This window comes from Neomicrococcus aestuarii (genome assembly GCF_014201135.1).
GTDB classification, from domain to species: Bacteria; Actinomycetota; Actinomycetes; order Actinomycetales; family Micrococcaceae; genus Neomicrococcus; species Neomicrococcus aestuarii.
Map to the genome: position 1 here is coordinate 1,572,104 of NZ_JACHDR010000001.1, position 25,299 is coordinate 1,597,402.

24 protein-coding genes are annotated in these 25,299 nt (G+C 60.6%); 13 read left to right on the plus strand and 11 right to left on the minus strand.

Translation table 11 applies throughout. The features are described from left to right. Window positions 1–101 precede the first annotated feature (101 nt). The 4 genes from hpt to dacB all read right to left on the minus strand — a co-directional run bounded on the left by hpt (window position 102) and on the right by dacB (window position 4,549). A complete protein-coding gene (hpt, locus tag HD598_RS07020; RefSeq protein WP_071894404.1) occupies window positions 102–653 on the minus strand; it encodes a hypoxanthine phosphoribosyltransferase in 552 nt (183 codons plus the stop codon). Window positions 654–722: 69 nt separating this feature from the next. Continuing rightward, entirely contained in the window at window positions 723–1,754 is a 1,032-nt protein-coding gene (tilS, locus tag HD598_RS07025; protein ID WP_183664791.1) for a tRNA lysidine(34) synthetase TilS, read from the minus strand. A 3-nt stretch (window positions 1,755–1,757) separates the two neighbouring features. Beyond that, window positions 1,758–3,065, minus strand: a complete 1,308-nt coding sequence (locus HD598_RS07030; protein ID WP_409366178.1) for a zinc-dependent metalloprotease — start codon at window positions 3,063–3,065, stop codon at window positions 1,758–1,760. A gap of 89 nt (window positions 3,066–3,154) precedes the next feature. After that, window positions 3,155–4,549, minus strand: a complete 1,395-nt coding sequence (dacB, locus tag HD598_RS07035; protein WP_183664793.1) for a D-alanyl-D-alanine carboxypeptidase/D-alanyl-D-alanine endopeptidase — start codon at window positions 4,547–4,549, stop codon at window positions 3,155–3,157. A gap of 127 nt (window positions 4,550–4,676) precedes the next feature. On the opposite strand from dacB, the gene HD598_RS07040 reads away from it, so the two are divergent. Together HD598_RS07040 and HD598_RS07045 are read left to right on the plus strand one after the other, a co-directional pair. Further along, window positions 4,677–5,201 carry an inorganic diphosphatase gene (locus tag HD598_RS07040; protein WP_183664795.1) on the plus strand — a complete coding sequence of 175 codons (525 nt, stop codon included), beginning with the start codon at window positions 4,677–4,679 and terminating at the stop codon, window positions 5,199–5,201. A 436-nt stretch (window positions 5,202–5,637) separates the two neighbouring features. Beyond that, complete coding sequence (locus tag HD598_RS07045) at window positions 5,638–6,315, plus strand: hypothetical protein (RefSeq protein WP_071894408.1); 678 nt, start codon at window positions 5,638–5,640, stop codon at window positions 6,313–6,315. 23 nt (window positions 6,316–6,338) lie between these two features. Here the strand turns inward: HD598_RS07045 and HD598_RS07050 are convergent, their stop codons facing one another. Next, a complete protein-coding gene (locus tag HD598_RS07050; protein WP_260170510.1) occupies window positions 6,339–7,244 on the minus strand; it encodes an HAD family hydrolase in 906 nt (301 codons plus the stop codon). A gap of 362 nt (window positions 7,245–7,606) precedes the next feature. Here HD598_RS07050 and HD598_RS07055 point away from each other — a divergent pair, with 362 nt between their 5' ends. Further along, a complete protein-coding gene (locus HD598_RS07055; RefSeq protein ID WP_183664797.1) occupies window positions 7,607–9,388 on the plus strand; it encodes a choice-of-anchor I family protein in 1,782 nt (593 codons plus the stop codon). A gap of 153 nt (window positions 9,389–9,541) precedes the next feature. Here the strand turns inward: HD598_RS07055 and HD598_RS07060 are convergent, their stop codons facing one another. After that, window positions 9,542–9,961 carry a VOC family protein gene (locus HD598_RS07060; protein ID WP_071895280.1) on the minus strand — a complete coding sequence of 140 codons (420 nt, stop codon included), beginning with the start codon at window positions 9,959–9,961 and terminating at the stop codon, window positions 9,542–9,544. Between the two features lie 78 nt (window positions 9,962–10,039). Further along, window positions 10,040–11,326 carry a serine--tRNA ligase gene (serS, locus tag HD598_RS07065; RefSeq protein ID WP_071894410.1) on the minus strand — a complete coding sequence of 429 codons (1,287 nt, stop codon included), beginning with the start codon at window positions 11,324–11,326 and terminating at the stop codon, window positions 10,040–10,042. 68 nt (window positions 11,327–11,394) lie between these two features. On the opposite strand from serS, the gene HD598_RS07070 reads away from it, so the two are divergent. Then, window positions 11,395–12,378 (plus strand): diacylglycerol/lipid kinase family protein, encoded by a 984-nt coding sequence (locus tag HD598_RS07070; RefSeq protein ID WP_071894411.1) that lies wholly within the window; start codon window positions 11,395–11,397, stop codon window positions 12,376–12,378. A gap of 52 nt (window positions 12,379–12,430) precedes the next feature. Here the strand turns inward: HD598_RS07070 and HD598_RS07075 are convergent, their stop codons facing one another. Next, entirely contained in the window at window positions 12,431–12,604 is a 174-nt protein-coding gene (locus HD598_RS07075) for a hypothetical protein (RefSeq protein WP_157103256.1), read from the minus strand. 74 nt (window positions 12,605–12,678) lie between these two features. Here HD598_RS07075 and HD598_RS07080 point away from each other — a divergent pair, with 74 nt between their 5' ends. The 3 genes from HD598_RS07080 (at window position 12,679) to HD598_RS07090 (ending at window position 15,437) form a co-directional block, all read left to right on the plus strand. Continuing rightward, window positions 12,679–13,590, plus strand: a complete 912-nt coding sequence (locus HD598_RS07080) for a MetQ/NlpA family ABC transporter substrate-binding protein (RefSeq protein ID WP_071894412.1) — start codon at window positions 12,679–12,681, stop codon at window positions 13,588–13,590. Window positions 13,591–13,668: 78 nt separating this feature from the next. After that, window positions 13,669–14,781 carry a methionine ABC transporter ATP-binding protein gene (locus HD598_RS07085; RefSeq protein ID WP_183664799.1) on the plus strand — a complete coding sequence of 371 codons (1,113 nt, stop codon included), beginning with the start codon at window positions 13,669–13,671 and terminating at the stop codon, window positions 14,779–14,781. Further along, window positions 14,778–15,437: a methionine ABC transporter permease gene (locus HD598_RS07090; RefSeq protein WP_071894414.1), complete on the plus strand. Its 660-nt coding sequence runs from the start codon at window positions 14,778–14,780 to the stop codon at window positions 15,435–15,437. Before HD598_RS07085 ends, HD598_RS07090 begins: the two co-directional genes overlap by 4 nt. 165 nt (window positions 15,438–15,602) lie before the next feature. On the opposite strand, the gene pheA is transcribed toward HD598_RS07090, so the two are convergent. Continuing rightward, complete coding sequence (pheA, locus tag HD598_RS07095; protein WP_183666706.1) at window positions 15,603–16,553, minus strand: prephenate dehydratase; 951 nt, start codon at window positions 16,551–16,553, stop codon at window positions 15,603–15,605. A 62-nt stretch (window positions 16,554–16,615) separates the two neighbouring features. Continuing rightward, window positions 16,616–16,942 (minus strand): rhodanese-like domain-containing protein, encoded by a 327-nt coding sequence (locus HD598_RS07100; RefSeq protein ID WP_183664801.1) that lies wholly within the window; start codon window positions 16,940–16,942, stop codon window positions 16,616–16,618. Between the two features lie 68 nt (window positions 16,943–17,010). Here HD598_RS07100 and HD598_RS07105 point away from each other — a divergent pair, with 68 nt between their 5' ends. From HD598_RS07105 to HD598_RS07125, 5 genes are all read left to right on the plus strand, one after another. Further along, window positions 17,011–18,516 (plus strand): amidase, encoded by a 1,506-nt coding sequence (locus tag HD598_RS07105; RefSeq protein ID WP_071894415.1) that lies wholly within the window; start codon window positions 17,011–17,013, stop codon window positions 18,514–18,516. A 23-nt stretch (window positions 18,517–18,539) separates the two neighbouring features. Next, window positions 18,540–19,409, plus strand: a complete 870-nt coding sequence (locus HD598_RS07110) for a DNA/RNA non-specific endonuclease (RefSeq protein ID WP_183664803.1) — start codon at window positions 18,540–18,542, stop codon at window positions 19,407–19,409. 96 nt (window positions 19,410–19,505) lie between these two features. Beyond that, window positions 19,506–20,759: a M4 family metallopeptidase gene (locus HD598_RS07115; protein WP_221244614.1), complete on the plus strand. Its 1,254-nt coding sequence runs from the start codon at window positions 19,506–19,508 to the stop codon at window positions 20,757–20,759. 32 nt (window positions 20,760–20,791) lie between these two features. Beyond that, window positions 20,792–21,202, plus strand: a complete 411-nt coding sequence (locus tag HD598_RS07120) for a hypothetical protein (RefSeq protein ID WP_183664805.1) — start codon at window positions 20,792–20,794, stop codon at window positions 21,200–21,202. A gap of 39 nt (window positions 21,203–21,241) precedes the next feature. Further along, complete coding sequence (locus tag HD598_RS07125; protein ID WP_183664807.1) at window positions 21,242–22,735, plus strand: peptide MFS transporter; 1,494 nt, start codon at window positions 21,242–21,244, stop codon at window positions 22,733–22,735. A gap of 90 nt (window positions 22,736–22,825) precedes the next feature. Here HD598_RS07125 and HD598_RS07130 read toward each other — a convergent pair whose 3' ends face one another. Further along, complete coding sequence (locus tag HD598_RS07130) at window positions 22,826–23,122, minus strand: cupin domain-containing protein (protein WP_071894419.1); 297 nt, start codon at window positions 23,120–23,122, stop codon at window positions 22,826–22,828. A gap of 86 nt (window positions 23,123–23,208) precedes the next feature. Between HD598_RS07130 and pgm the strand changes: the two genes are divergently transcribed. After that, a complete protein-coding gene (gene pgm, locus HD598_RS07135) occupies window positions 23,209–24,852 on the plus strand; it encodes a phosphoglucomutase (alpha-D-glucose-1,6-bisphosphate-dependent) (RefSeq protein WP_183664809.1) in 1,644 nt (547 codons plus the stop codon). Window positions 24,853–25,299 lie beyond the last annotated feature (447 nt).

Here is a 25,299-nt window from a genome sequence, read left to right on the forward strand (position 1 = left end):
TGCGAAACCCAAGCTGCGTCGTCGTACTGAAGGGAAGTTAGAAGCTGAACGGAAGTTAAAAGAAGAAAGCCCCGGACGAACCGGGGCCAACTTACTGAGGTTTATTCGTAGACGTGGCGCGCGAGCGTGCCCACGAAATCAAGGTTGCGGTACTTCTCAGCGAAGTCCAGGCCGTAGCCCACCACGAACTCGTTCGGGATCTCTTCACCCACATACTTCACGTCGATCTCAACCTTGGCAGCGTCAGGCTTGCGCAACAAGGTGCAGATTTCCACAGAAGCCGGGCCGCGCGAGCGCAGGTTGGACTGCAACCAGGACAATGTCAGGCCGGAATCGATGATGTCCTCGACGATCAGCACGTGCTTGCCCAACAAATCCGTGTCCAAGTCCTTCAGAATGCGGACAACGCCGGAGGACTGCGTGCCGGAGCCGTAGCTCGAAACGGCCATCCAGTCCATGGTCACGTGCGAGTGCAGTGCGCGCGCGAGGTCGGCCATGACCATAACGGCGCCCTTCAAAACACCCACAAGCAGAATGTCGCGGCCCTCGTAATCGGCGTCAATACGCGCCGCAAGGTCCTTGATGCGCTCCTGAATATCTTCTTTGCTGAGTAGAACGTTTTCGATATCGCTGGCTACATCTTTGGTATCCACGCCGTGCTCCTGTTCCGGTGCAATTGCGCTTGCGCGCGAGTGAGTCTTGCTGCGTTTAACATTGCCATACTAGTGAGCAGTCTTGGGCCTCGCGGACCGAAATACTAGCCCCCGGGGCATCTCAGTGGTACGAATAACGTCCACGTGGCCTTCCAATTGCACGGGACCGGTGGACGGCCCCAGCCGCAGCAGCCCCAAAACGGCGCGGGTCCGCTCGAAATCCGGGGCTTTTCCGCCCACCATGATCGCGGCTTGCCGAATAACTCGGCTTGTCAGCGCGCGCGGCAGTTGCGTGAGGCGATTCACGTCCAGTTTCACTTCCGAGGACGACGGCGGAGCCATCATCGCGTCCCTCAACACTTCGTCGGCGAGCTCATCGAGATAGTCGGCATCGTCGCGAGCGAGTTCGGCGGTCCTCGCTAGGTTTTCGTAAACGGCGCCCAACGTGTCTGCGAGCGCCGGCAAGAGAGTCAAGCGGACCTGATTGCGCAGCGCGTCCGTTTCCAAGTTGGTGGGGTCCACCCAGAAGTCCAGGCGCGCGTGGTGGCAGATCCACTCAGTGTCTTCACGAGAGAGCGGCAAGAACGGCCGCACGTAGCGCCCGCGAACCGGCGGAATCCCAGCGATGGCTCTAGTTCCGGAGCCGCGAGCGAGGCCCAGGAGGACTTGTTCGGCTTGATCGTTGAGCGTGTGCGCCAAGAGCACGGGCGAGTTTTGGTACGCAGCGTCCGCCGACAGAAACTCTTCGATGGCGGCGTATCGCGCCTCACGCGCATAGGCCTCGTTGAGGTTCCCGGACACGTGCGCCTTCAAGACCCGCACAGGCGAAAGTCCAAGGTCGGCGCACTGCGAAGCGGCCTTCTCCGCTACCTCCGCGCTTCCTGTTTGAAGCCCGTGGTCCACCACGAGCGCACCGACGGAATACCCCTTGCGTTGAGCAAGGAATCCCGCGGCCGCGGCTAGCGCCAAGGAGTCAGCTCCCCCGCTACACGCGACAAACGCTTGGGGTGCACCGCCGGAGCGCTGAGCATCAAAAGCGTCCAGCGCTTCCGCCACTAGATTCCGCGCGCGGGCAACCACGGCGGGCAGGTTTCCGCCCATCGGTTAGTTGCCGGAAGTGGCGTCAGTCTGCGGGGCGTGTGCGCCTGCATCTGCATCTGCATCGACGGTCTCCGCGGGCCCAGCACCGCCCTGACCCGCGAGATCACCCTGGCTCGCGAGATCACCCTGACCAGCCTGATTACCCGGACCGACCTGACCAGAGCGCATGCGCTCGACCCACTCTTGCGGGTGATGCAGCTCGTGCTCGGTCGGGAGATTCTCCGGGCCTTCCCACACCACGTTGAACCCGGACATCCCCAGTTCCTTCACGGCGTATTCGACGAAGATCTGTCCGTCTCGGTACTGGCGCATCTTCGCGTCCAGCCCCAAGAGTCGTCGAACGAAGTTCTCCAGCGAGGACCTGTTCCGGCCGCGATCGTCGAAGCGTCGACGAATCGTCTTCACGCTCGGCACGATGCTCGCGTCAATCGCGTCCATGACCACGTTGGCGTGGCCTTCCAACAAGCTCATCACTGCCGTGACGTGGCTGAGAATGGCGCGCTCTTCGGGCGTCTGGATGGCGGACATCAGCGTGCTCTGCGAAGGCAATTCCTCGCTATCACCACCGGACTTCCGGCCCTTGAAAGCCTCCGAGGCCACCTTCGCGGCGTTCTTGAGTCGGTCTGCAAGCGCGTCCTGCGAGTCCAACATCCCAGCCGTCAGCTGCGTGATGTTCTCCTGCAAGTAACCTTGCAACCACGGAGCGGCCGCGAACTGCACGCGGTGCGTCTGTTCGTGCAAGCACACCCACAACCTGAAGTCCGAAGGCTCCACCATGAGCTCCCGCTCGATGGTCACGATGTTCGGCGCCACCAGCAACAGTCGCCCGTGACGACCCGCGAAAGGATCAAACTGGCCCAACACATTCGCGGATAGGAACCCGGTGATCACACCGAGTTCGGTACCGGATACGGCCGCGGAGACGGCGGTCGATGCCGGCGACATGGTGTGCCCCTTTGCGTCCCACAACCGGCGCAAAGTTGGCGTCAACATGAACTTGAAAGACTCGATGGTGGCTTTGGACCACGTGGCGCGGTCCACCACCAATACCGGCGAATTCCGCAAACCTGCGGCGGCTTCGAGCTGCGTAATGCGTTGCACGTGATCCACGGCTTCGTCGGCGGCAGTGCGCAAAGCGGAAACCACGTCCTGGATTTCACGCACAGACAGTTTGGGTCCCGCAGTGGACACCTTGCTGGCGGTGGTGGCTGCGACGCCCCACCCCACTAGGGAATCCCCGATGTGCGGTGCTGACACGTCACCAGATTCGGCGTTCTGCACTGATTCGCCTGATTCGAGCTTGTTAGACACTGCGCCTCCTGAAGTTCGCGGCGGTCACCGCTCCCTCTATCCCACCACGCGAATCCCGGATTTACCTGTGGATTTCGTTATGGGTGAAGCTAGATCAATTCCGCCACGGCCGCGTCGAGTACGGCCCGAGCGTCCGTCAAAGAATCCACGTCGCTTGCGAAGAAGGAGAACACCAGTTGCCGACCACTCTCATCCACAAGGGTTCCGGTCAGCGTGGTCACGCCCGTCAACGTTCCCGTCTTGGCCCGCACTACGCCCGCCACGGACGAATCCGTCAGCCGCGCATCCAACGTTCCGGACAGTCCGGCGATCGGAAACGCATACGGCACATCCCGCAGCACGGCCTTGCTGGACCTTGAGGCAGCAGACAAAACTCCGGTCAGTTGAGCCGGGCTCACGCGATTCTCCGCGGACAACCCGGACGCGTCCACCATGGTCACGCCCTCCGTTGACACACCGATCTCGCCAATCTTTTCCAGGATCGCGGCGGTACCGCCCTCGAACGTCCCCGGCTTCCCGGACTGCAAAGCGACGAGTCGGCCCAGTGCTTCGGCAACATAGTTGTCCGATTCCTCGCCCATGAACTCCACGACTTCGGCCACGGTAGCGCCTTCAACCTTGGCCAGTTCCTTCGCCTCGGCGGCGGTCGTTCCGCGAGAAATACCGCCAGAATCCCCGGAACCGCTCGCCGTCACGCTGATTCCGGATCCATCAAGCGCCGCCACCAGCGCCTTCTCAAAAGCCTGAGCGGCCGTCAGCGCGGGGTCCGAGACTCGTCCGGCTTTCTCGGCCGAGCTCGAGCGCGCTCCCCACATCGCGATCGGTTGCACCGCCGAAATATTGCCGCTCGTCATGAGCGAAGAATCCCACGCGGGCAACAGCGCGTCACCCGTGAACAGCGAATCATCCAGGACGATTTTTACGGAAGCCGGGGCTGCGTCGTCGTTCTTTAAAGCAGTGGCCGTGAGCTTCGCGAGCGACGCAAGTCCCGCCCGCCCCGAAACGGCGGTGGAATTCTCGCCCGAACCCAGCAAAACATCCCCGCCGCCGCGCAAATACACGGTTCCATCAGCACCCAAAAGTGTGGTGGTGGCGAATCGGTGGGTCGAATCGAACGTCTGCAACGCGGCAGCAACGGTCAACGTTTTCAAGCTCGAAGCCGGCACTCCCGCAGTCTCACCATTACGCGAAAATACGGTCTCACCACTAGGAACATCCACCACGCTCGCCGTGAACTCGCCCTGAGCGTCATCGAAAAGTTGCGTGATGGCCTGCGACTTCTGAGAAAAATCCTCAGCTTGCGTGCCGCTCGCAGGCGGGAAAAGAGAGTACGACGACGCGGCTTGGGTCGGGCGGTTCAGCGGAGCAAGTGCCTCCGTGCGTGAAGAACCAAGCGCTATGACCAGCCACGTGATCAGCCCCACAACGAGCGCGACCACGAGAAACACCGCAACGAGGGTAAGCCGACCCCTCTTCCAATTCATGCAAGCCTCTCAAATAGCCGTCAACGTGCCTTGCCTTGTAGCCTTGGCACAGCACTTTGTTAACACTAACTGCCGATTCAATCCACGCAGGGTAGTGAAAGTTATTACTGAGGAAAGTCAGGTTTCTATGGAACACGACGTCACCATCGAGATCCCCGCCGGATCTCGCGTCAAGTACGAAATTGATCACGAGACCCACCGCTTGCGTTTGGATCGCGTGCTCTTCACCCCGATGCAGTACCCCACGCACTACGGCTACTTCGAGGACACCCTCGGCGAAGACGGCGATCCGTTGGACGCCATGGTCTGGATCCCAGGCGTGGACCTCATCCCGGGCGTGCTCGTGGAATCCCGCCCAGTCGGCGTTTTCAACATGACGGACGACGGCGGCGGAGATGCCAAGCTCATCTGCGTTCCAAAGGACAAGCGCTTCGATCACATCCAGGAACTCGAAGATGTGGATCCTTGGCTCATCAAGGAAATCGAGCACTTCTTCACCCGCTACAAGGATCTTGAGCCAGGCAAGTGGGTCAAGGCTGAGGGCTGGGAAGGCCGCGAAGCTGCCGAAGCCGAGCTCCAGCGCTCCATCGAGCGCTTCATCAAGCACGGCGAAGAGTCTGCAGCGGACGAGCCACAGGGTCGCGACGTCTAATCGTCCTGCCTGGTCAGGTTTTCAAGAAACGCGGAGTGTTTCGGCAAATACGCCGGGGCGCTCCGCTTTTCTATTCCCGTTTTCGCCGCGGCCACGCCCCCACTTCGCGGTTCTCCTGGCTCCAACCGTGTTTCAGCGCCGGCCCACCCCATGCGCGGCCACTTTGCAACGACTTCTTCGAGTTTCCTTGTAGCAAAGTGTTCTCACAGGGATGGGTTTGTAGAGAAGTGGCCTCACCTGGGTCTAGTGACGGTCAACTTGGGGGTTCCGGGTCGTCAGGGCACCGCCTCAGGGCGAAGCGGCGCGGGCTCGGGGAGTGACGGCGTCGCCACGGAGACCTCCCGACGGCGTCGCTACGGCGAATAGACCCGGGTCTTGCGGCGTTTCGCGGGGCTAAATCAACCCAAATCGGTTGATGTGCGGCGAAGATGGAGAAATGTTCGTCCTCACCATCAATCAGCGAGATTCTCGGGAATCTGGCGATCGCGTCGAGGAACTCCTTGATCTCTTGAGCGAGCTCCCCACGCTTGTTCCTTTTCAGCGCTCCATCGGCGACGAGGCCATCGGCGTGGTTCAGTCCGCGCACGTGGCGGTTGAAGTCGCGTTGGCCGCGATCCGCGAGCGCCGCTGGCATATTGGAATCGGCGTAGGTCCGGTAAATCCACCCAGTACGACGACGCAGCTTGAGTCGAGCGCGCAGCTTGCGGATCAGAGCATCAACGATGCCGAAGGGTTCGGGTTGGTTTACGCGCGTCGCGCTGTGAATCGGGCGCAGCGCAGCACCGAACGAATTCCGTTGGCCGTCGAGGGCCCCGACGGCGAGGCCGCCGCTCAGGCGGAGGCGGTGTTGAGGCTCATTGCTCAGATTGTTTTCACGCGCACCGAAGCTGAGTGGTCCGTGCTGGATCTCTTGGTTCCAGGTGTCAGAGGACAGCAAAAGGCCATTGCGTCCGCGCTGGGAATCTCCACTCAAGCGGTCTCGAAGGCGATCGCCCGATCCTTCTGGAACGAAGAATGGGCGTGCCGCCCGGCCGCCGCACGATTGCTGGATCTAGTGTCCGGTCCGGAATCGTTGGAGCCGGCCGGCGTTCCGTACAACCCGCGTGGCGTCTAAGCCTCGGAGCAGGTAGCCCGCGGCTAGTCCTCGAGCAAAGACTCCAGAACATCGGCCAAGCCATCGGCCTCAACGGCGCCGGTGACTTCGTTCGCGACGTTCTTGACCTCGTCCGGAGCCTGACCCATGGCCACGCCACGGTCAGCCCACGTGAGCATTTCAATGTCATTACGGCCATCGCCCACAGCAACGGTCTGAGAGATCTCGTGTCCGGCGCTGATGAGTCGTTCTTGCAGGCCCTGAAGCGCGCTCGCCTTGGAAATGCCCTCGGCGGCGATGTCTAGCCAGGCGCTGTAGCCCACGGAGTAGGTGACGCCGTGAAGTCCGATCTTCTGGACCGCTTCGCCGAAGTCTTCGGCGGAAGTGTCCGTGGAGAAGACCACCAAGCGCACGGTCTCAATATCCAAGAGCTGATCAAAGCTCACTCCGCGTGCGTCCACGCCAAAGCTCATGTCCTGAAAACGCTCCGTGGCAAGGAACTCGCCCGTCACGGTTTCTAGCGCAAACTTTGCGGTAGGCATTGCATCGCGCAACTTGCGCAACACCTGACCAGGCTGGAAGGTCCGGCGGTCAATGACTTCGAAACCATTGCTCTGGTTGGCGTCGATGCGCAGGGTCACGCCACCGTTCGAAGCCACCGCATGTCCGCGGTCAATTTCCAAGAGCTCGATGATCGGAAGCGTCGCCCCCAAGGAACGTCCCGTCGAGACCACCACGTGGTGGCCGGCGTTCACTACAGCCAGCGCCGCTTCGCGCACGCGTGGAGACATGTGGCCGTCGTGGTTCACCAGGGTGCCATCCACATCGAGGCTCACAAGCTTCTTCGCACCAACACCCTCAAGCGGGGGATGTACGCCATTCAAAATCTTTACGTCAGTATTTGTCATTGTCATCCGGTCCTCGTTGCCGGTCCATATCTGTGTTGCCATAAGTTCTAGTGAAACACTTCCGCACCGTCTTTGGCGATGAACCGTGCCACACGCCGCATGAACTCTCGGTAAACAAGTGGTCAACAAGATGAACCGCACGTTTATATCCACAGCCGTTCGCACAGTGTGAGTGTTTACCTAACCCAACAATCGTGTGTCACCTAGCATTCCACAGGCCCTCCATAGGCTGCCTGCGGGCGTAAGCTGCGTCGTCGACCTCCGCGTCAATTACTACCGCAAATCGAGAGTTCACCCCGAATTTACCTTCCGTCAACCCGTCATTTGCAGTGACGTCACGGGGAAATCACGGGCGAAACGTAGGTTGGCTGAGTTCCCACACGTCACCCGCAAAGGAATCTCCCATGAATGACTCTGTGAAACTCGGCAGCAAGCGCTCTCGCGCCACCATCGCTACCCTTGCCGCCGTCACCGCGTGCGCAGCCACCGCCCTTCCCGCATCCGCTTCCGTCATTGCTACCCCGGTCAACTACTCCGCCGAAGACGCTGCGCTGCAGCTGTCCGCTGTGGGCTCCTATGACACCGGAATCTTCGACGAATCTGCCGCTGAAATCGTGCAGTTCGTTCCGCGGTCCCAGCGCATCCTCACGGTGAACGCCAACGCTGGCGTGGTGGAGGTCCTCGACGCGAGCGACCCCGCCAACCCCGTCAGGGAATTCGACATCAACGCCGCCGGCACCGCAGCCGCAGACGGTTCCGTCATTCCAGAAGGCGCTGTCGCCAACTCGGTAGCTGTTCGCGCGGACGGCCTCGGCGTGGTCGCCGTGGAAGCTCCGGACAAAACGGACCGCGGCTGGCTGCTCTACGTGGACGCGAACGCAGCAAAGCCAACCATCCTCGGCGCAGTGCGCGTGGGATCGCTTCCTGACATGGTCACCATCACCCCGAACGGCGCCACCGCGCTGGTCGCCAACGAGGGCGAACCAGCTGAGGACTACTCGATGGACCCTGAAGGTTCCGTGGCCGTCGTGACCTTGCCTAAGGCGCTCACCGCGAAGAACCAGGGCTTCAAGGGCGCCATCTCCCAGGCTCAGGTCAAGATCGCAGACTTCCACGCTTTCGAAAACAACCTGCCTGAAGGCGTGCGCGTCTTCGGCGGCCGCGAGGACGCCACCGGCGTGATCCCAGAGTTCCCGGTTTCTGAGAACCTCGAGCCCGAGTACATCACCGTCACCGAGAACGGCTCCAAGGCGTACATCAGCGTCCAAGAAGCCAACGCCGTGGCCGTGCTCAACGTGAACTCCGGCGTTATCACCGACCTGCTCCCGCTGGGCACGGTTGATCGCATGGACATCGCTTTGGACGCCTCTGACAAGGACAAGTCCATCAACGTCACCACGTGGCCGGTCGAGGGCTTCCGCATGCCGGACGCAATCGGCTCCTACAAGGTGTCCGGCAAGGACTACTTCGTGACCGCTAACGAGGGCGATTCCCGCGAGTGGGACGGCTACTCTGAGGTGGCCCGTGTGAAGGATCTCGGCAAGGACGGCCTCGCGCCGATCTGCGATTCCGTTGCTGCTGAGGTGGGGTTGACCGTCAAGCAGTTGCGCGAGGACGCCAAGCTTGGCCGCCTCAACATCACCACCGCGAACGGCCTGAACGCTGACGGCTCCTGCTACGAGAAGCTCTACACCTACGGTGGCCGCGGCTTCTCCATCTTCGATCCCAACGGCAACCTGGTCTTCGAGTCCGGCACCGAGTTTGAAGAGATCATCGCCGAGGCAAATCCTGAGTACTTCAACTCGAACCACACCGAAGCTTCCTTCGATTCCCGCTCCGATGACAAGGGTCCAGAGCCTGAAGGCCTCGCGATCGGCGAGATCGACGGCCGCACCTACGCTTTCACCGGCCTCGAGCGCGTGGGCGGCGTCATGGTCTACGACATCACCACCCCCACCGATGCGAAGTTTGTGACCTACGTGAACAACCGCGATTTCTCCGTCAACGCTGAGGAATTGATTGACGAAGGCTCCGATGAGGCCGCTACCGTCAAGGCGGCTGGCGATCTGGGCCCTGAGGGCTTGGACTTCGTCTCCGCCACGGATTCCCCAACCGGCCAGCCGCTCTTGGTAGTGGGCAACGAGGTTTCCGGCTCCACGAGCGTCTTCGAGATCACAGTCAACTAGCCACTCACTCCTTCACGACGAGAGGGCGGGATCCGGCTCCATTTTTGGTCCGGGCTCCCGCCCTCTCGTGCGTTATTTTTCTAGTACGACGACGCAGCTCGCCTAAGTGCCCTGGTTGCGGACTGCAGAGACTCAGCCGAGGGCCGAAGAGGGTTAATCGGCTAAGGGTGCCGTGCGGTTTCCGGAGATGTTGACAGCCCAAAAGATGCCGAACTGATCCGTGAGGTCTCCGTAGGAGTCGCCCCACATTTGCTGTGCGAGCGCGGTCTGGACGGTGCCGCCGACTGCTAGCGCGTTGAAGATCTCCGTCATGCGGACGGAGTCGTCTCCCCAAATGCAGGCTTGGGTGTTGCCGACCTTCGCCGGAGCTTCCTCGTTCGGGTGGTCGCCGGCCATGAGGTCCCAGCCGAACGGCGTGGAGAGCTGGCCGTGCATGACCCAATCCGGGTGCTCGGTGTTTCCCATGTCGCCATGGCGCATGATGTCGAGGTCGCCGCCGAGAACTTCGTGATAGAACTCGAGGGCTTGCGTTGCTTGGCCATTGAAAAGCAGGTAGGTGGAAATGTTGATCACGGTGGACAACCCTTTCTAGCTATCGCCTGACGGCTCTTGCATCGCAAGCCCTCGCAGAGAACTCTCTCGAGGAAAGTCCTAAAGAACTGGCAGAACTTCCAGACCGCCAAGGTATGGACGCAAAGCGGCTGGAACGTTGACGGAGCCGTCGGCGTTCTGGTGGTGCTCCAACAATGCCACGATCCAGCGGGTGGTGGCGAGGGTTCCGTTCAGGGTTGCTACCGCGCGGGTGCCGCCCTTCTTGCCCTCGGCGTCAACCTGGCGTTCGCGGATGTTCAAACGACGAGCCTGGAACGTGGTGCAGTTCGAGGTTGAAGTCAGCTCGCGGTAGCGCTCCTGGGTAGGAACCCAGGCTTCGCAGTCGAACTTACGGGCGGCGCTCATGCCGAGGTCGCCAGCGGCGGTGTCGATCACGCGGTACGGGAGCTCCACCTTGGCGAGCATCTCTTCTTCCCAGGCCAGCAGCTTGGCGTGCTCAGCTTCGGCCTCTTCGATTGGCGCGTAGATGAACATTTCCAGCTTGTTGAACTGGTGCACGCGGATGATGCCGCGGGTGTCCTTACCGGCGGAACCGGCTTCGCGGCGGTAGCACGTGCTCCAGCCCGCATAACGAATGGGCCCGCCCGCCAAATCCAAGATTTCGTCGGCGTGGTAGCCCGCGAGGGCTACTTCCGAGGTTCCCACCAGGTACAGGTTGTCGCGCTCAAGACGGTAGATTTCGTCGTCGTGCTCCACATCAAAACCGGTGCCCTGCATCGTTTCGGGGCGCACCAAGGTGGGGGTAATGACGGGGATGAAGCCGTAGGAAATCGCCTGATCAAGCGCCATGTTCATGAGCGCAATCTCAAGGCGCGCGCCGACGCCCTTGAGGAAGTAGAAGCGTGAACCGGACACCTTGGCGCCGCGTTCCATGTCGATGGCGCCCAAGAGTTCGCCCAGTTCAAGGTGGTCGCGGGGCTCGAAGCCCTCGGCCGCGAAGTCGCGAGGCGTGCCCACGGTCTTGACCACGGTGAAGTCGTCTTCGCCACCGGCAGGAGCGCCCTCGAGAACGAGGTTCGGCATCATGCGGACCAAGCGCTCTTGCTCGGCCTGCGCTGCGTCAGAAGCGGCGGAAGCTTCCTTCACGCGTGCGGACAATTCTTTGACCTCCGCGAGAAGCGCTTGCTTCTCTTCACCGCCGGCTTTGCCGACCTTCTTCGAGAAGACATTCTGCTCAGCACGCAGAGACTCGAATTCCGCGATTGCAGCGCGGCGAGAAGCGTCCGCGGCAATGATTTGATCCACGAGGGATTCATCGGCTTCGCGGTTGCGCTGCGAAGTACGGAAAAGGTCAGGATTCTCAGTGAGTTCTTTGACGTCGATCACCGTTACAGGTTACCTGTTCCATGTATTCTCAAAGGAATAGAGCATGTCTTCGGCGGAGGGGCGTCACATTGAGTACTCGCGAACAGCGTTTTGCGGTGATTTTGAACCCGTCAAAGAACGGGGCCACCAAGCTTCAAACGCAGTTTTCAGCGGCGGTGAAGGATGCTGGTTTTGAAGAACCCGGCTTCTTCGAGACCACCGTGGATGATCCAGGTCGGCAGATGACCCTCGACGCCATCGAGGCCGGCTACACCGTGATTGTGGCCGCGGGTGGCGACGGCACGGTCCGCGAGGTCGCCGAAGTGCTCGCCCAGCGGGAGACCCCGGAGGGCGAAGAGCCACTCCAGATGGCGATCCTCCCCCTGGGCACCGGCAATTTGCTCGCGAGAAACCTTGAAATCAACGTGGATGATCTTCGCGAATCCATCAGCGGCGCCGTTCACGGCGAGGCCCGTGCCATTGACGCCGTGCGGATCGACCTTGAACGACCCAGTGGCGAGATTGACGAGCACGTGTTCTTGGTGATGGGCGGCGTGGGAATCGACGCCGAAGTCATGGACGACACCCGCGATGACCTCAAGAAGAAGGTCGGCCCCCTCGCCTATGTAGAAGCCGGCTTCCGGAAAATTCAGGGCAGCAACGTTCCCATCAGCTTCAAGGTAGGCGACGGAAACTGGGAAAAGCGCAACGTGCGCTCCGTGATTTTCGCGAACTGCGGCAAGCTTCAAGGCGGATTCGACTTTGTGCCCAACGCCAAAGTGGACGACGGCCTCATGGACCTCGTAGTCATGACCCCACGATCACCCGTTGACTGGGCCCGCATCTTCGTCAAGACCGTGGTTCGCGTGAAGCGCCGCATCCCTGTCATTGAATACTTCCAAGGCGAACAGTTCTCACTTCGCAGCGTGGAACCCATTCTGGCCCAGCTGGATGGAGATCCAGTGGGCGAAGTGATGGGCATCCGTGCGCGCATTTTGCCAAACTCGCTCAACGTCCGAGTTGCCGACGCCCCACGGTGGCCCGGCGCCCTCGGCAACGTGTTTCGCCGCTAGGTCAATTTATCCGTTACGCGCCGACGTAACATTCGGCCACATAGTTCAGAAATCATTTGGTGTAGACCTGATTTTCATTGCCGCCTACACCGTCAACCATTTGGTTCCCACCCACAACTTGATTCATCAGCAATAGCTCCATTTTCACCATTTGCCGAAGATTATTCGATTGCAATTGTGAGAATGGCGTGATTCTCGAACGTCGTTCGGCAAAGTTGTTACTCACGAGTTCATTTTGTGTACTCCTTCCGCGTAGCTTGAGAGGGCGAACTACTCAAACTTCCAGCCGGAAAGAGCATCATGACCAAGAAACTTCTCATTGCGCGACGCACGGCAGTTGCCGCTCTCGCAATCTCCCTGCTTACCGCTTGCGGCGCCAGCAATGGCGGCAGCCAGAGTTCAGCCTCGGCGCTACCCACGGACATCAAGACGGTCAAGATCGGTGTTTCCGACGGCGCTGAGCCGTACTGGCAAGTGTTCAAGAAGGTAGTTCAGGAAGAAACCGGCGTGACCGTGGAATTCCAGAACTTCTCTGACTACAACCAGCCAAACCCGGCGCTTGATCAGAAGCAGCTGGACTTGAACGAGTTCCAGCACTTGCAGTACTTGGCGACCTACAACGTGGCCAATAACAAGAACCTGCAGCCTATTGGCGCCACCGCGATTTACCCGTTGCCGTTGTACTCGAAGAAGTACAAGTCCACCGAGGAAATCCCTGAGGGTTCGGAAATTGGTGTCCCGAATGACCCCACCAACCTGTCCCGTTCGCTCATTGTGCTTGAGCAGGCTGGCTTGATCTCCATCAAGGGCGGCGCGAACTCCACGTCCACCCCAGCTGAGATCGACACCGCCAACTCCAAGGTCAAGGTAGTCCAGATGGACGCCAAGATGACTGCGCAGAATCTGGATTCGTTGGCTGGCGCCATTGTCAACAACAACTACGCGACCGCAGCCAAGCTCGGCAAGGACCTGATCATCGCTAAGGATGATCCCGCCGCCGATTCTTCGAAGCCATACATCAACGCGTTTGTGGCTCGCGACGAAGACAAGACCAACCCAACGCTCATCAAGATCGCAGAGCTTTACCACGATCCTGAAGTTGAAGCAGCCATTCGCGAGGACCTCGGAGAGGGTGGAATCTTCAAGACGGATACCCCTGAAGAACTCCAAGAGGCGCTCAGCGTTATTGAAGAAAACAAGAAGAACTCCTAGTACTTCTTCTGCACTCAGTAGGTGGTTCTGCGATGACGCGTGGAGCCACCTACTTGTGCTTAGCAAAGGATTCTCGCTGTGACAGCAATCGTAGAGTTTAGAAACGTCAGTAAGACGTTCCCGGGAACTAAAAACTCGGACCCCGTCAAGGCCGTCCAGGATGTAACGCTGGATATTGAGGCCGGCTCCATTACCGGAATCATCGGATACTCGGGCGCTGGAAAGTCCACCTTGGTTCGCCTGATCAACGCGTTGGAGTTGCCGGATACCGGTGATCTTCGCGTGGACGGTGCAGACCTGACCCGGATGAAAGAACGCGAGCTGCGAACGCTTCGTTCGAGCATCGGCATGATCTTCCAGCAGTTCAACCTGTTGAATTCGCGTTCCGTGGCCAAGAACATCGAGTACCCGCTCATTGTGGCCGGCGTGAAGGCGGAAGAACGCGCTAAGCGCGTCACTGAATTGCTGCGGTTTGTGGGCATCGAGTCCAAGCGCAATCAGTTCCCGTCCCAACTTTCTGGCGGTCAGAAGCAACGCGTGGGTATTGCGCGCGCGCTCGCCACGAACCCCAAGATTTTGTTGGCGGATGAGGCCACCTCGGCGCTGGATCCAGAAACCACGGCGGAGGTCTTGGACCTCTTGAAGCGTGTGAACACTGAATTCGGCACCACCATTGTGGTCATCACCCACGAAATGCACGTGGTGCGCAGCATCTGCTCCAACGTGGCCGTCATGGAACACGGCAAGGTTCTCGAATACGGACCGGTCTATGACGTGTTCGCGTTCGCGAAGGAAGAAGCCACCCAGCGCTTCATCAACTCCACCATCCAGGACCGGCCCAGCCCGGAGACGGTCGCCCGCTTGCAATCGCTTCACCCCGGCACTTTCGTCACGGTGAGCATTGTTGAGTCTGCGGTTCCGGATCGCAGTGAGTACGACGACGCTGGCTCCAGTTCAGAGGCACCTGCCAGTTCCGGGGTGGCTGATTTACTCAGCCAGGCCAGCACGGTTCGAAAGACGGTGGTGTTCGGTTCCATCACGGAGATCGCGCAGCGACCCTACGGTTCGCTCACCTACGTCTTCGACGGCCCGGACGCTGACGTGCAACAGCTCATTGAGAGCCTTACAAGGATCACCGCAACGCAAGTCTGGGCCGATCAGCGCAGCATCTTGAAGGGAGACGCATCATGATCGACTGGGAGACCATGGGGCCCCTGCTGACGCAGTCCCTCCAACAAACTCTCACCATGGTGGTCATCACCATGCTTCTTGGCGGATTCTTCGGCCTGATCATTGGCATCCTGCTCTATGCCACCCGTCCAGGGAACATCTTGCAGAACGCCGTGGTGTTCAACGTCTTGAACTTCATCATCAACGTGGTGCGACCCATCCCGTTCATCATCTTCATCTCCCTCGTAGGACCGTTTAGCCTCTCGCTGATCGGCACGAGTATCGGCACCGAGGCGGCGATTGTCCCCATGACGCTCATGGCGTCCGTGGTGATCGGCCGCATTGTGGAGCAGAACTTGGTGGGCGTGGATCCGGGCGTGGTGGAAGCAGCTCGCGCCATGGGCTCCTCCCGTGCCCGCGTGCTCTTTGATGTGGTGTTGAGGGAATCGATTGGCCCACTGATTTTGGGTTACACGTTCGTCTTCATCGGCGTGGTGGATATGTCCGCGGTTGCCGGCTACATCGGCGGTGGTGGACTCGGTGATATGGCCATTACGTACGGCTACCAGCAGTTCAACTACGCCGTGACCATCCTGGCCGTCGTGGTGATTGTGCTGCTGGTTCAGTTGGCGCAGCTCATTGGCAACTGGCTAGCTCGCAAGGCGCTTCACCGCTAAACGGACACAGCTAAAAGCTAGCAAGACAAAACAGTGAAGGGACGAGGCCCACAATGGGTCTCGTCCCTTCACTGTTCACGCCAATGCTCTGATTCAGTGCGATGCTCGGTTCTCCTGCGATAGCTGGAGTGTCAGAAGCATGCGGCGTCGTCGTCCTTCGCGAAATTACAGACCGTCCGTCAGCCCGCGCAACCGATCCACCCACGCGCGAGCGTCACGGTACGCTTCCTCCGAATTGTGGCGACCAAAGCTCGGCGAGAGCTTGTCCGCCGACGGGTAGGAACCCAAGAATCGGATCTCCGGCGTAATGCGGTGCAAGCCCATGAGGGCGTCCGCCATGCGGGATTCGTGCACGTGACCCTCGGCGTCCACGGAGAAGAAGTAGTTGCCCAGTCCTTCGCCCGTGGGTCGGGATTCAATGCGGGAGAGGTTCACGCCGCGGGACGCGAACTGATCCAGAATGTCCATCAGCGCACCCGGGTGATCATCCGGCAGCGGGATGACCACGCTGGTCTTGTCGGAGCCCGTGACGGGCGGCAACGAACCAGGCAAGGACACCAACACGAAACGCGTCACGGCGCCCGAGTTATCTTCCACGCCCGTGCGCAACACCGTGAGCGAATTCTGTTGGGCAACTAGGGGCGAGCAGATGGCGGCGTCGTACGTGACGTCCTCGTCCAGCAAGCCCAGTGCGCCCGCCGCCGTAGAGGAGGCGGGGATGAACTCAGCGTTCGGAGTGTTCTCTTCAGCCCAATAACGGCACTGCGCCCACGCGTGCGAGTGCGTTGAGATCGCCCGAATCTGCGAGAGCTCGGTAATGCCCGGACGCACGGTCAGCACAAACGTGATGGGGACCAGCGCCTCGCGTACAATCTGCAGCTTGGAGCCGTTCGCGATCGAATCGAGGGTCGCGGAGACGCCACCTTCCACCGAATTCTCGATGGGGACCATTGCCGCGCTGACGCGACCTTCGCGCACCATCGTGAGCGCCGAGTTGACGCTGCTGCACGGGAAGAAGTCCGCTTCCGCCGCGTCGGGAACTTGGAGAAGCGCGGCTTCGGTGAAGGTTCCCGCGGGTCCTAGGAACGCGTAGGAGCGGCGGTTCGCGGCGGGCACGGAAACGCTCGTTGCGGCGCGTTCACCGGGCGCAGTTGATTCGCTCGGCGCAGTTGAGTCAATCACCGTACGGTCGGCTCCTGACCATTCTCAGACTCAAGTGGCTTGCCAGCTTCGAGCCAGGCGCCGGATCCGCCAGCGATGTTGAACGCGGTGTAGCCCTGGCCCGTGAGCCAAGCGGCGGCCTGCGCGGAGCGGCCTCCGGTACGGCAAATCACGTAGGTGTCGACGTCCGGGTCCAGCTCATCTACGCGCAACGGCAAGTCGCCGAGGGGGATGTGCACGGCGCCGGGAACGTGGCCGTGCACGAACTCGTACTCTTCGCGCACGTCCAGCACCAAGGCGTCGGCTGGAACCTGGTCCACTGAAACGGTTTCGAATTCACTCATGGTGGGCACCTCACTGTTCAAAAATTCTCTGAATCATCTAATCACTCAAGCCTATAGTTGGATCCATCATGACGAACCACTCGCAGCGCCTTAGTTCCCTTCCCGCCGCGTGGGAACTACGTGATGCGTTGCATCGCGAAGAGACCACGAGCGTCAAATTATTGGCTCAGTCCCTCGATCTAATCCACTCACTCAATGAAGAGTTGGGGGCTTTCGTTGCCGTAAATGGTGAAAAGGCGCTCACTGCTGCGAAGAAATACGACGCCGCTCGTTCCAGTTCCGCGCGCGACCTTCTAGGTGGGTTGCCGCTTGCGTGGAAGGACCTCATCGACGTGGCCGGGTTCCCCACCCGGATGGGCTCGCGCATCACTCCCGAAACTCCGGTAGATCTCACGCATCCGCTGGTGGACAAGGTGACGCAGGCCGGTTCATTCACGATCGGCAAAACGGCTGTCCCCGAGTTCGGTCTCAACGCGTACTCCGAAAACGACGCGAACCCTCCGGCTCGCAACCCCTTTGACCCGAACCGCACGCCCGGTGGTTCGAGCGGCGGCGCGGCTGCCGCGGTCGCGAGCGGCATGCTGGCGGTAGCTCCCGGGAACGACGGCGGAGGTTCCGTCCGCATTCCAGCGGCGGCTTGCGGGCTCGTGGGTTTGAAAACGAGCCTGGGTTTGATTCGCGAGGACCTCATGAACGGCGCCAGCGAAGGAAAGACCCCGCTCACGGATAAGCGCGGTGCGCCCCGGCTTGCGGTCACCGGACCTTTGGGCCGTTCAGCGTTCGATGCCGCCCTGTTGTTGGATGCGATGACCGGCGCTCGCGGATCGAACTCGTACTACGAGGTGGCGCGAACACTGGATCCTGTCCACGCGACCTACGCGCCGAAGCACGCGAAGGACAACCCGCAAAGCGCCAAGCTCCACGGCCGCGAAGAGCCACTACACATTGCCGTTTCCACCGATTCGCCTTTTGATTCCGCCCTCGGCAGCAGCCTCTCCCCCGAATCTCTCACCGCACTCGAAGCCGGCCGCAAGCTGCTCGAGAAGGTGAGCTGCGTCGTCGTACCGGAAAAATTTGAGTATCCCGAGGACTATCACGCAACGTTCCGCACGGTGTGGACTGGAGGGCTCGCGGAGGCGCCGATTCCGGTAGAAGCGGAGGCGCTACTGACCCCGCTGGCCCGAGATTTCCGGGAATCTTCGCGCGCACAATCGGAAGAAACCAAGCAGGCTGCGGCCACGCGCTTGAGTGAGATCGGGCGCGGATTCCGCGAAGCCTGGGGCAAGTTTGATGTGGTGCTCACGCCCGCGCTCGCATGGGAGCCGCCCGAAATCGGCTTCTTCACACGCGAGGATCCCGAACGCGATTACGTCCTGCAATGCCAATTCACGCCGTTCACGTCCATGGTGAACGTGTCCGGGCTGCCGGCGATCGTGGTGCCCGTGAGCATCACGTCGAACGGCCTGCCGATGGCCGTTCAGCTCATTGGTCGCTTGCATTCGGAGCGGCAACTGCTCACGCTCGCCGCCGCGATGGAAGCCGCGCGCGGGCCGCTGGTATTCACCCAGAATTAACCTCGGCGTGTTCGGATCGAGAGATGACCACGGATAACCAGTCACTTTCCGAATCATCGACCACTAGCGGATACCAGCCCGATTTTCTGGGCACGGAGACGGTCACGGTGCCGTCCGATCCGCGGCTGACCGTCCTGGATTACACGCACTTTTCCATTCACCAGGACACCGAACGGCGCATGCCGGCCATCACCGCCGTGAACATTGACGGCGCGACCTTGGTGACGGACATCGAGCGCGGCAACAACTGGCGCCTGGACCCGCGATTGCCCGCCGAACACCAGGCCGGTGAGGAGCTGTACGCGCGCAACGACATTGACCGTGGGCACGTGGTGCGGCGTCGTGATCCCGTGTGGGGTGAGCGGCAGGTCGCGACGCAAGCGAACGCGGACACCTTCCACTACACGGTCTGCGCGCCACAAGCGGGCTACTTCAACCAGTCCAAGGAGCTGTGGCTGGGCCTCGAGGACCACGTGCTCGAGCATGCAGCGACCTTCGATCAGCGCTTGTCCGTGTTCACCGGCTGCGTTTTTACAGCCGAAGATCCCAGCTATCGCGGGTTTTTGGTGCCGCGCCAATTCTTCAAGATCGCCGCGTGGAATCGCGGGGGCGAGCTGGCTGCGAGCGCGTACGTGCTGGATCAGGGCGAGGGTTTGGACATGATTCTGCGCCGCGGGCTGCGTCCCGGCCAGGAAGCGGGCGAGGACGGGCCGGGCCCGTTCAAGACCTTCCAGATCCCGGTGGCGGACGTGGCAGCGCTGACGGGATTGCCCGTGGATCAGTTGGCTGCCGCGGACGTTTTGGCGGCGACGCTTGCGCAGCGTCCTGCCTTCCCTGACGTACGACGACGCTGGATCGAGTTGAGCGGGCCGCAAGACCTGATCTTGGGTTAGGCAGCACATTTGCGTTGGCGGAGTTTTCGCTGGGACTTCTCTGGAGGGTCGGGCCGAACGGTTCTAAATGTCAGTGGGGAAGGTTTAGATAGGGACATGGAGATCTTTTGCACCGTAGTTCCGCCGTACCTCTTGGAGAGCGTGGCGGAGGGAACGCCCGCGCCCACGGATGATCTTCGCGAGGACTCTGGAAACAGTGGGTCTGGAAACGGTGGTTCTGGAAACGAGGACTCGACTCAGGGTCCCGTTCGGAGCTTGCGACCCTCCCCTACTTCGGCTCCCGAATCTGGAGCTTCTGGCGCTCAAGGATCTGGCGTTGAAGGTTCTCAGGTCGAGGGTTCTGATTTCGGGCCGGGACTCGAGTTCATTTCGGCGGAGACCTCGGAGATTGCTCGTCGCACGCTCGAGATTGACGAGCGGATGCGCCAAGAACGCCGCAATCCACAGCCGGAACCTTCGATCGTTCAGGTGAAGGGCACGCTGGCCCGCAAGATCTCTGACGCTAAGAACAAGGAAGTACTTCCCGGAACGCTCGTGCGCGCCGAGGGCGACGAACCCACTGAAGATGTAGACGTCAACCGCGTTTACGACACGTTCGGCAGCATCTACGCGTTCTTGCAAAAAGTGTTGAACCAGTCCAGCATCGACGGCCACGGAGTGGCTCTCCAAGGAACCGTGCACTTCGGGGACCACTATGACAACGCCTTCTGGGATGGCGAACAAATGGTCTTCGGCGATGGCGACGGCGAAGTTTTCGCCACCTTCACGGATTCCTACACCGTGGTGGCTCACGAACTCGGCCACGGGTTCTTGCAGTACACCACCAACTTCACCTACCAAGGTCAATCCGGCGCCCTCAACGAGTCCTGCGCCGACGTCCTAGGAACCGTGGCCGAACAGTGGGCACTGGGGCAAAGCGCTGAGGAATCCGACTGGTTCATTGGCCGCGAAGTGTTCACCCCACAGATCGCCGGCGACGCACTACGCTCCATGTCAGCACCCGGAACCGCGTACGACGACCCCTCACTCGGCGTGGACCCACAACCCGAGCACATGAGCGAATTCGTCACCACGCGCGAGGACAACGGTGGAGTTCACATCAACTCCGGCATCCCCAACCGCGCGTTCTACCTCGCGGCCACCGCGATCGGCGGAAACGTGTGGGAAGGCGCCGGTCGAGTATGGGCGGACGTCCTCTTGTCCCAAGAGCTCCCCCTCGATGCCACCTTCGTGGCTTTCGCCGAATCCACCGTGAAGCACGCGGGACGCATCTTCGGTGAAGAGTCCTCCCAGCAAGCTACTGTCCAGAAAGCCTGGGAAACTGTGGGCGTTCTCCAGCCGACGCCCTAGGTCTCCTCAAGCAAGTTCATTAGAGTGAAGCCATGAGGGTACAAGTGACGCGGTCAGGCGGATTCGCCGGTATTTCGCGCCGCGGTGCCATCGAGTGCTCCAATGAACCAGACCTTTCGGCGCTCGTCGACGCAGCCCTCCTCGAAGCTCAGCAGAGTCAAGACCAGAACCAAAACCAAAACCAAAACCACGCGGATCATCCCCTACCTGACCCGACGCTCACGGATGATGATGGCGAGACGGAAGCTGCGTCGTCGTACTCAGAAAGAAACCGAGCCCAGCAGCACCAGCAGCGGGACCGGTACCAATGGAACATTTGGATCGGCGATGAGCAGTTTGAGTTCCCGGATTCCGAGCTGCCGGAGACGGTGAGGGTGCTCGCGGTCGAGGTTCTTAAGCATCCCGTTACGCGGCCCACAATGGATGGCGACCTGGATCACTAAAGTGGGCACTTGCGCCGCAACAAGCGCAAAATATTGCAAATGTCCCCTTCCTCAAATTCGATTGATGCGCGCACTGACGCGCCAAATGCGGCCGAAAACTCGGCATCGCAGCGCGGCTTCCTGGGTCACCCCAAGCCGCTCGCAACGCTTTTCAGCGTAGAAATGTGGGAACGCTTCTCCTTCTACGGAATGCAAGCGATCCTCGCGTACTACATGTACTACTCCGTCGCCGAAGGTGGACTGGGCATGGATCAAGCCCTCGCCGTGAGCCTTGTGGGCGCCTACGGCGGTGGCGTGTACCTCAGCACCATCCTCGGAGCATGGCTAGCCGACCGAGTCTTCGGCGGCGAGCGCGTCCTGTTCTACGCGGCCATCATGATCATGTTCGGCCACATTGCTTTGGCGCTCTTGCCAGGTGGCGTGGGCCTCGCGATTGGTCTGGTCCTCGTGGCGATCGGATCCGGCGGCCTCAAGGCGAACGCCTCCGCGATTGTGGGATCCCTGTATTCGCGTGAAGATCCGCGCCGTGACGCCGGATTCTCCATCTTCTACATGGGCGTCAACATCGGTGGCCTGGTAGGCCCGTTGATCACCGGCTTCCTGCAGACCAGCATGGGCTTCCACTGGGGCTTCGGAGCCGCCGCCGTGGGTATGGCGCTCGGCATTGCCGTGTACGCCTCCGGACGCAAGAACTTGCCCGCCATTGCCGGCGAAGTCAGCAACCCGTTGCCTGCGAAGGAATACAAGAAGGTCGCCCTCATTGGCATCGCGGCCCTCGTAGTGATTGTTGCCGTGTTCGCGATTCGCCTCGTGACCCTGGACAACCTGGCCACCGTGATCTCCTACGTAGTGGTCATCGCCGCAATCATCTACTTCACCGTGATCCTGCGCAGCAAGAAGGTCAACACGGTAGAGCGCAAGCGCGTCTTCGCGTTCATCCCGCTCTTCATTGCGTCCGTGGCGTTCTGGGCACTGTTCCAGCAGCAGTTCACGTTCATCGCCGTGTACTCGGATGAACGACTTGACCGCAACCTCTTCGGCTGGGAAATGCCGGCCTCGTGGGTGCAATCCATCAACCCCGTCTTCATCATCATCTTCGCGGGCATCTTCGCGACGATGTGGACCAAGATGGGCCAGCGCCAGCCGTCCACTCCGCTGAAGTTTGCACTGTCTTTGTTCATCATTGGCGTTGCGTACTTGATCTTCATTCCCATGGAGTCTTTGGAAAAAACGCCACTCTTGGTGCTCGCTGGCATCTTGCTACTGTGCACCTTCGCTGAGTTGTTCTTGAGCCCTATCGGCTTGTCCATCTCCACTAAGCTGGCACCGGAAGCTTTCCGCACCCAGATGATGGCCTTGTTCTACTTGTCCGTCTCTTTGGGAACCACGCTTTCTGGCGTGCTGGCGGCGTACTACCAGCCTGGCCAGGAGATCGCGTACTTCGTGGCTCTGGGCGCTGGCTGCATCATCTTGGGCGTTGCCCTGTTGGTGGCCACGCCTGCTATCAAGCGCCTCATGGGCGGCGTGAAGTAGCCTCTCCGGGGCTTCTCCTCACGCCGCAGAAATGACGTGGGCGGTGTTCTTCATCAGCATTCATTGCTGGTGGAGCGTCGCCCACGTTTTCTATTTCTTGAGCTCTATCTCCACGAAGATGATGACTTCATCAGTGTCATTGGCAACGTTGTGCTCCACCCCAGCAGGCCGCGTGTAGGACTGGCCGGCCTCGATTTGGAACTTATGGCGGAGCGCGTCAGGGGTTTCGATGGTGAGCTCGCCGCTCGTTACGGGAACCACGATGTAGTCGGTCTCATGCACGTGCCGCTTCGTCTCCGTGTGAGGTTCGAAGCGCCACTGCGTGACGCGCGCGTTCGCGTCATCTTGTTGCACCGTTGAGGTTGCTGGAAGTCGAATACTCGTCATGCCACGGCCCTTCTTTCGCTGAATCACCAATGTACGTCAAGCAACAATTACCTGACTTCCCACCCGATTTCTGACAAGCTGAACTTATGAGCCAGAATCGTGCGGGCACTCGTGCCCTTCCAGAAGATCTCATCGATGTTGATGCAGTAGTTTCTGCCTACTACGACGTTCACCCGGATCCTTCAGAACCCACCCAGCGCGTGGCGTTCGGAACCTCGGGACACCGCGGGTCCTCCTTGAAGACCAGCTTCAACGAAGACCACATCTTGGCCATCACCCAGGCGATCGTCGACTACCGCCGCGGTCAAGGCATCACCGGGCCGCTCTTTTTGGGCAAAGACACGCACGCGCTCTCCGACCCCGCGCAAGACAGTGCCCTAGAAGTTCTTGCCGCGAATGACGTCACGGTTCTCTGGGAGAGCGACGGCGACTACGCACCGACTCCCGCCGTGTCCTTCGCGATCCTCAGCTACAACGCCGACCCCGCACACACCTCGCAAGCGGACGGCATCATCATCACCCCCAGCCACAACCCCCCAGCTGACGGTGGCTTCAAGTACAACCCTCCTCACGGCGGCCCTGCGGATTCGGACGCCACGTCCTGGATTGCCCGCCGCGCCAACGAACTGATCGAGGGCAAGCTCGCTGAAGTAGAGCGAGTGCCGCTGGCTCAGGCGAAGCTGAGCGACGGCGTCGTACACCATGATTTCCGGGCCCCGTATGTCAATGCGCTGCCGGAAGTACTCAACATTTCCGCGATCAAGGACGCCGGAATCCGCATTGGCGCGGACCCGATGGGCGGCGCATCCGTGGATTATTGGGGCGCGATTGCCGAGCATCACCACCTCAACCTGACAGTGGTCAATCCGCTCGTGGATCCGCGCTGGTCCTTCATGACGCTGGACTGGGACGAGAAGATCCGCATGGACTGCTCCAGCCCGCACGCCATGGCGAGCCTGATTGGGCAGAAGGACAAGTTCGATATCGCCACCGGTAACGACGCCGACTCGGACCGGCACGGCATCGTCACTCCGGATGGTGGGCTCATGAACCCCAACCACTACTTGTCCGTGGCGATCGATTACTTGTACCGCAACCGGACGTCCTGGCCGCAGGATGCGGGCGTGGGAAAGACCTTGGTGTCCTCCTCCATGATTGACCGCGTGGCCGCCGGTTTGGGCCGCAAGCTCGTGGAAGTTCCCGTGGGCTTCAAGTGGTTTGTTCCCGGATTCCTTGATGGGACCGGCGTTTTTGGCGGCGAAGAATCCGCCGGCGCGAGCTTTGTCCGCTTTGACGGCCGCCCGTGGTCTACGGATAAGGACGGCATCTTGCTAGCGCTCTTGGCGTCCGAAATTCAGGCCGTCACGGGCCAGTCCCCCAGCCAGCTCTACCGCGGCCTGACGGAGAAATATGGCGAGCCTGCCTACGCTCGCATCGACGCTGCCGCCACGGTGGATCAGAAGGCGCGATTGGGTAAGTTGAGCCCCTCAGACGTCACCGCCGACCAGCTCGCGGGCGAGACCATCACGGCCAAACTCACTGAGGCGCCCGGAAACGGCGCGTCCATTGGCGGCTTGAAGGTGACCACCGAGAACGCATGGTTTGCCGCGCGGCCGTCCGGCACAGAGGACGTCTACAAGATCTACGCGGAGTCCTTCAAGGGCGCCGAGCACTTAGCTGAGGTCCAGCGTGACGCCAAAGCGATCGTGGATTCGGTGTTGGCGGAGTAGTTGACGCGGCCAACCGCGGCCACTCGTCCGGATTGTTGCGTGATCGTACGTTCAGAGACGACGATCACGCAACGCTGGCTACGGGCCGATGAAATGAACCCTGTTAAGGGCAACCGATCGTAGCAATACTTGCGGACTAGAGCTCGTTTTTCCTAGGAAAACGAGAGTCCAGCGACGATTCCCTCGCTTCACTCTGTGGAAACGCAACAATCGCTACGGGTTTCGGCCGATCAGCCCACCACTCCGAGTGGGCCAGCGGCATGGAGTGCAACTATCACTACGCCTCGATGGATGCGCTGAGACGGCGACTCAACAATCGCTACGTGTAGATGGCACGGAATCAGGGAAGCGCGCCCGAAAACAACAATGCCCGCCGCAAGACTTCCCAAAAGGGAGTCCCGAAGCGGGCAAAGCGGTGACCGCGGACTCCACTGAAAGTGGCCCGCG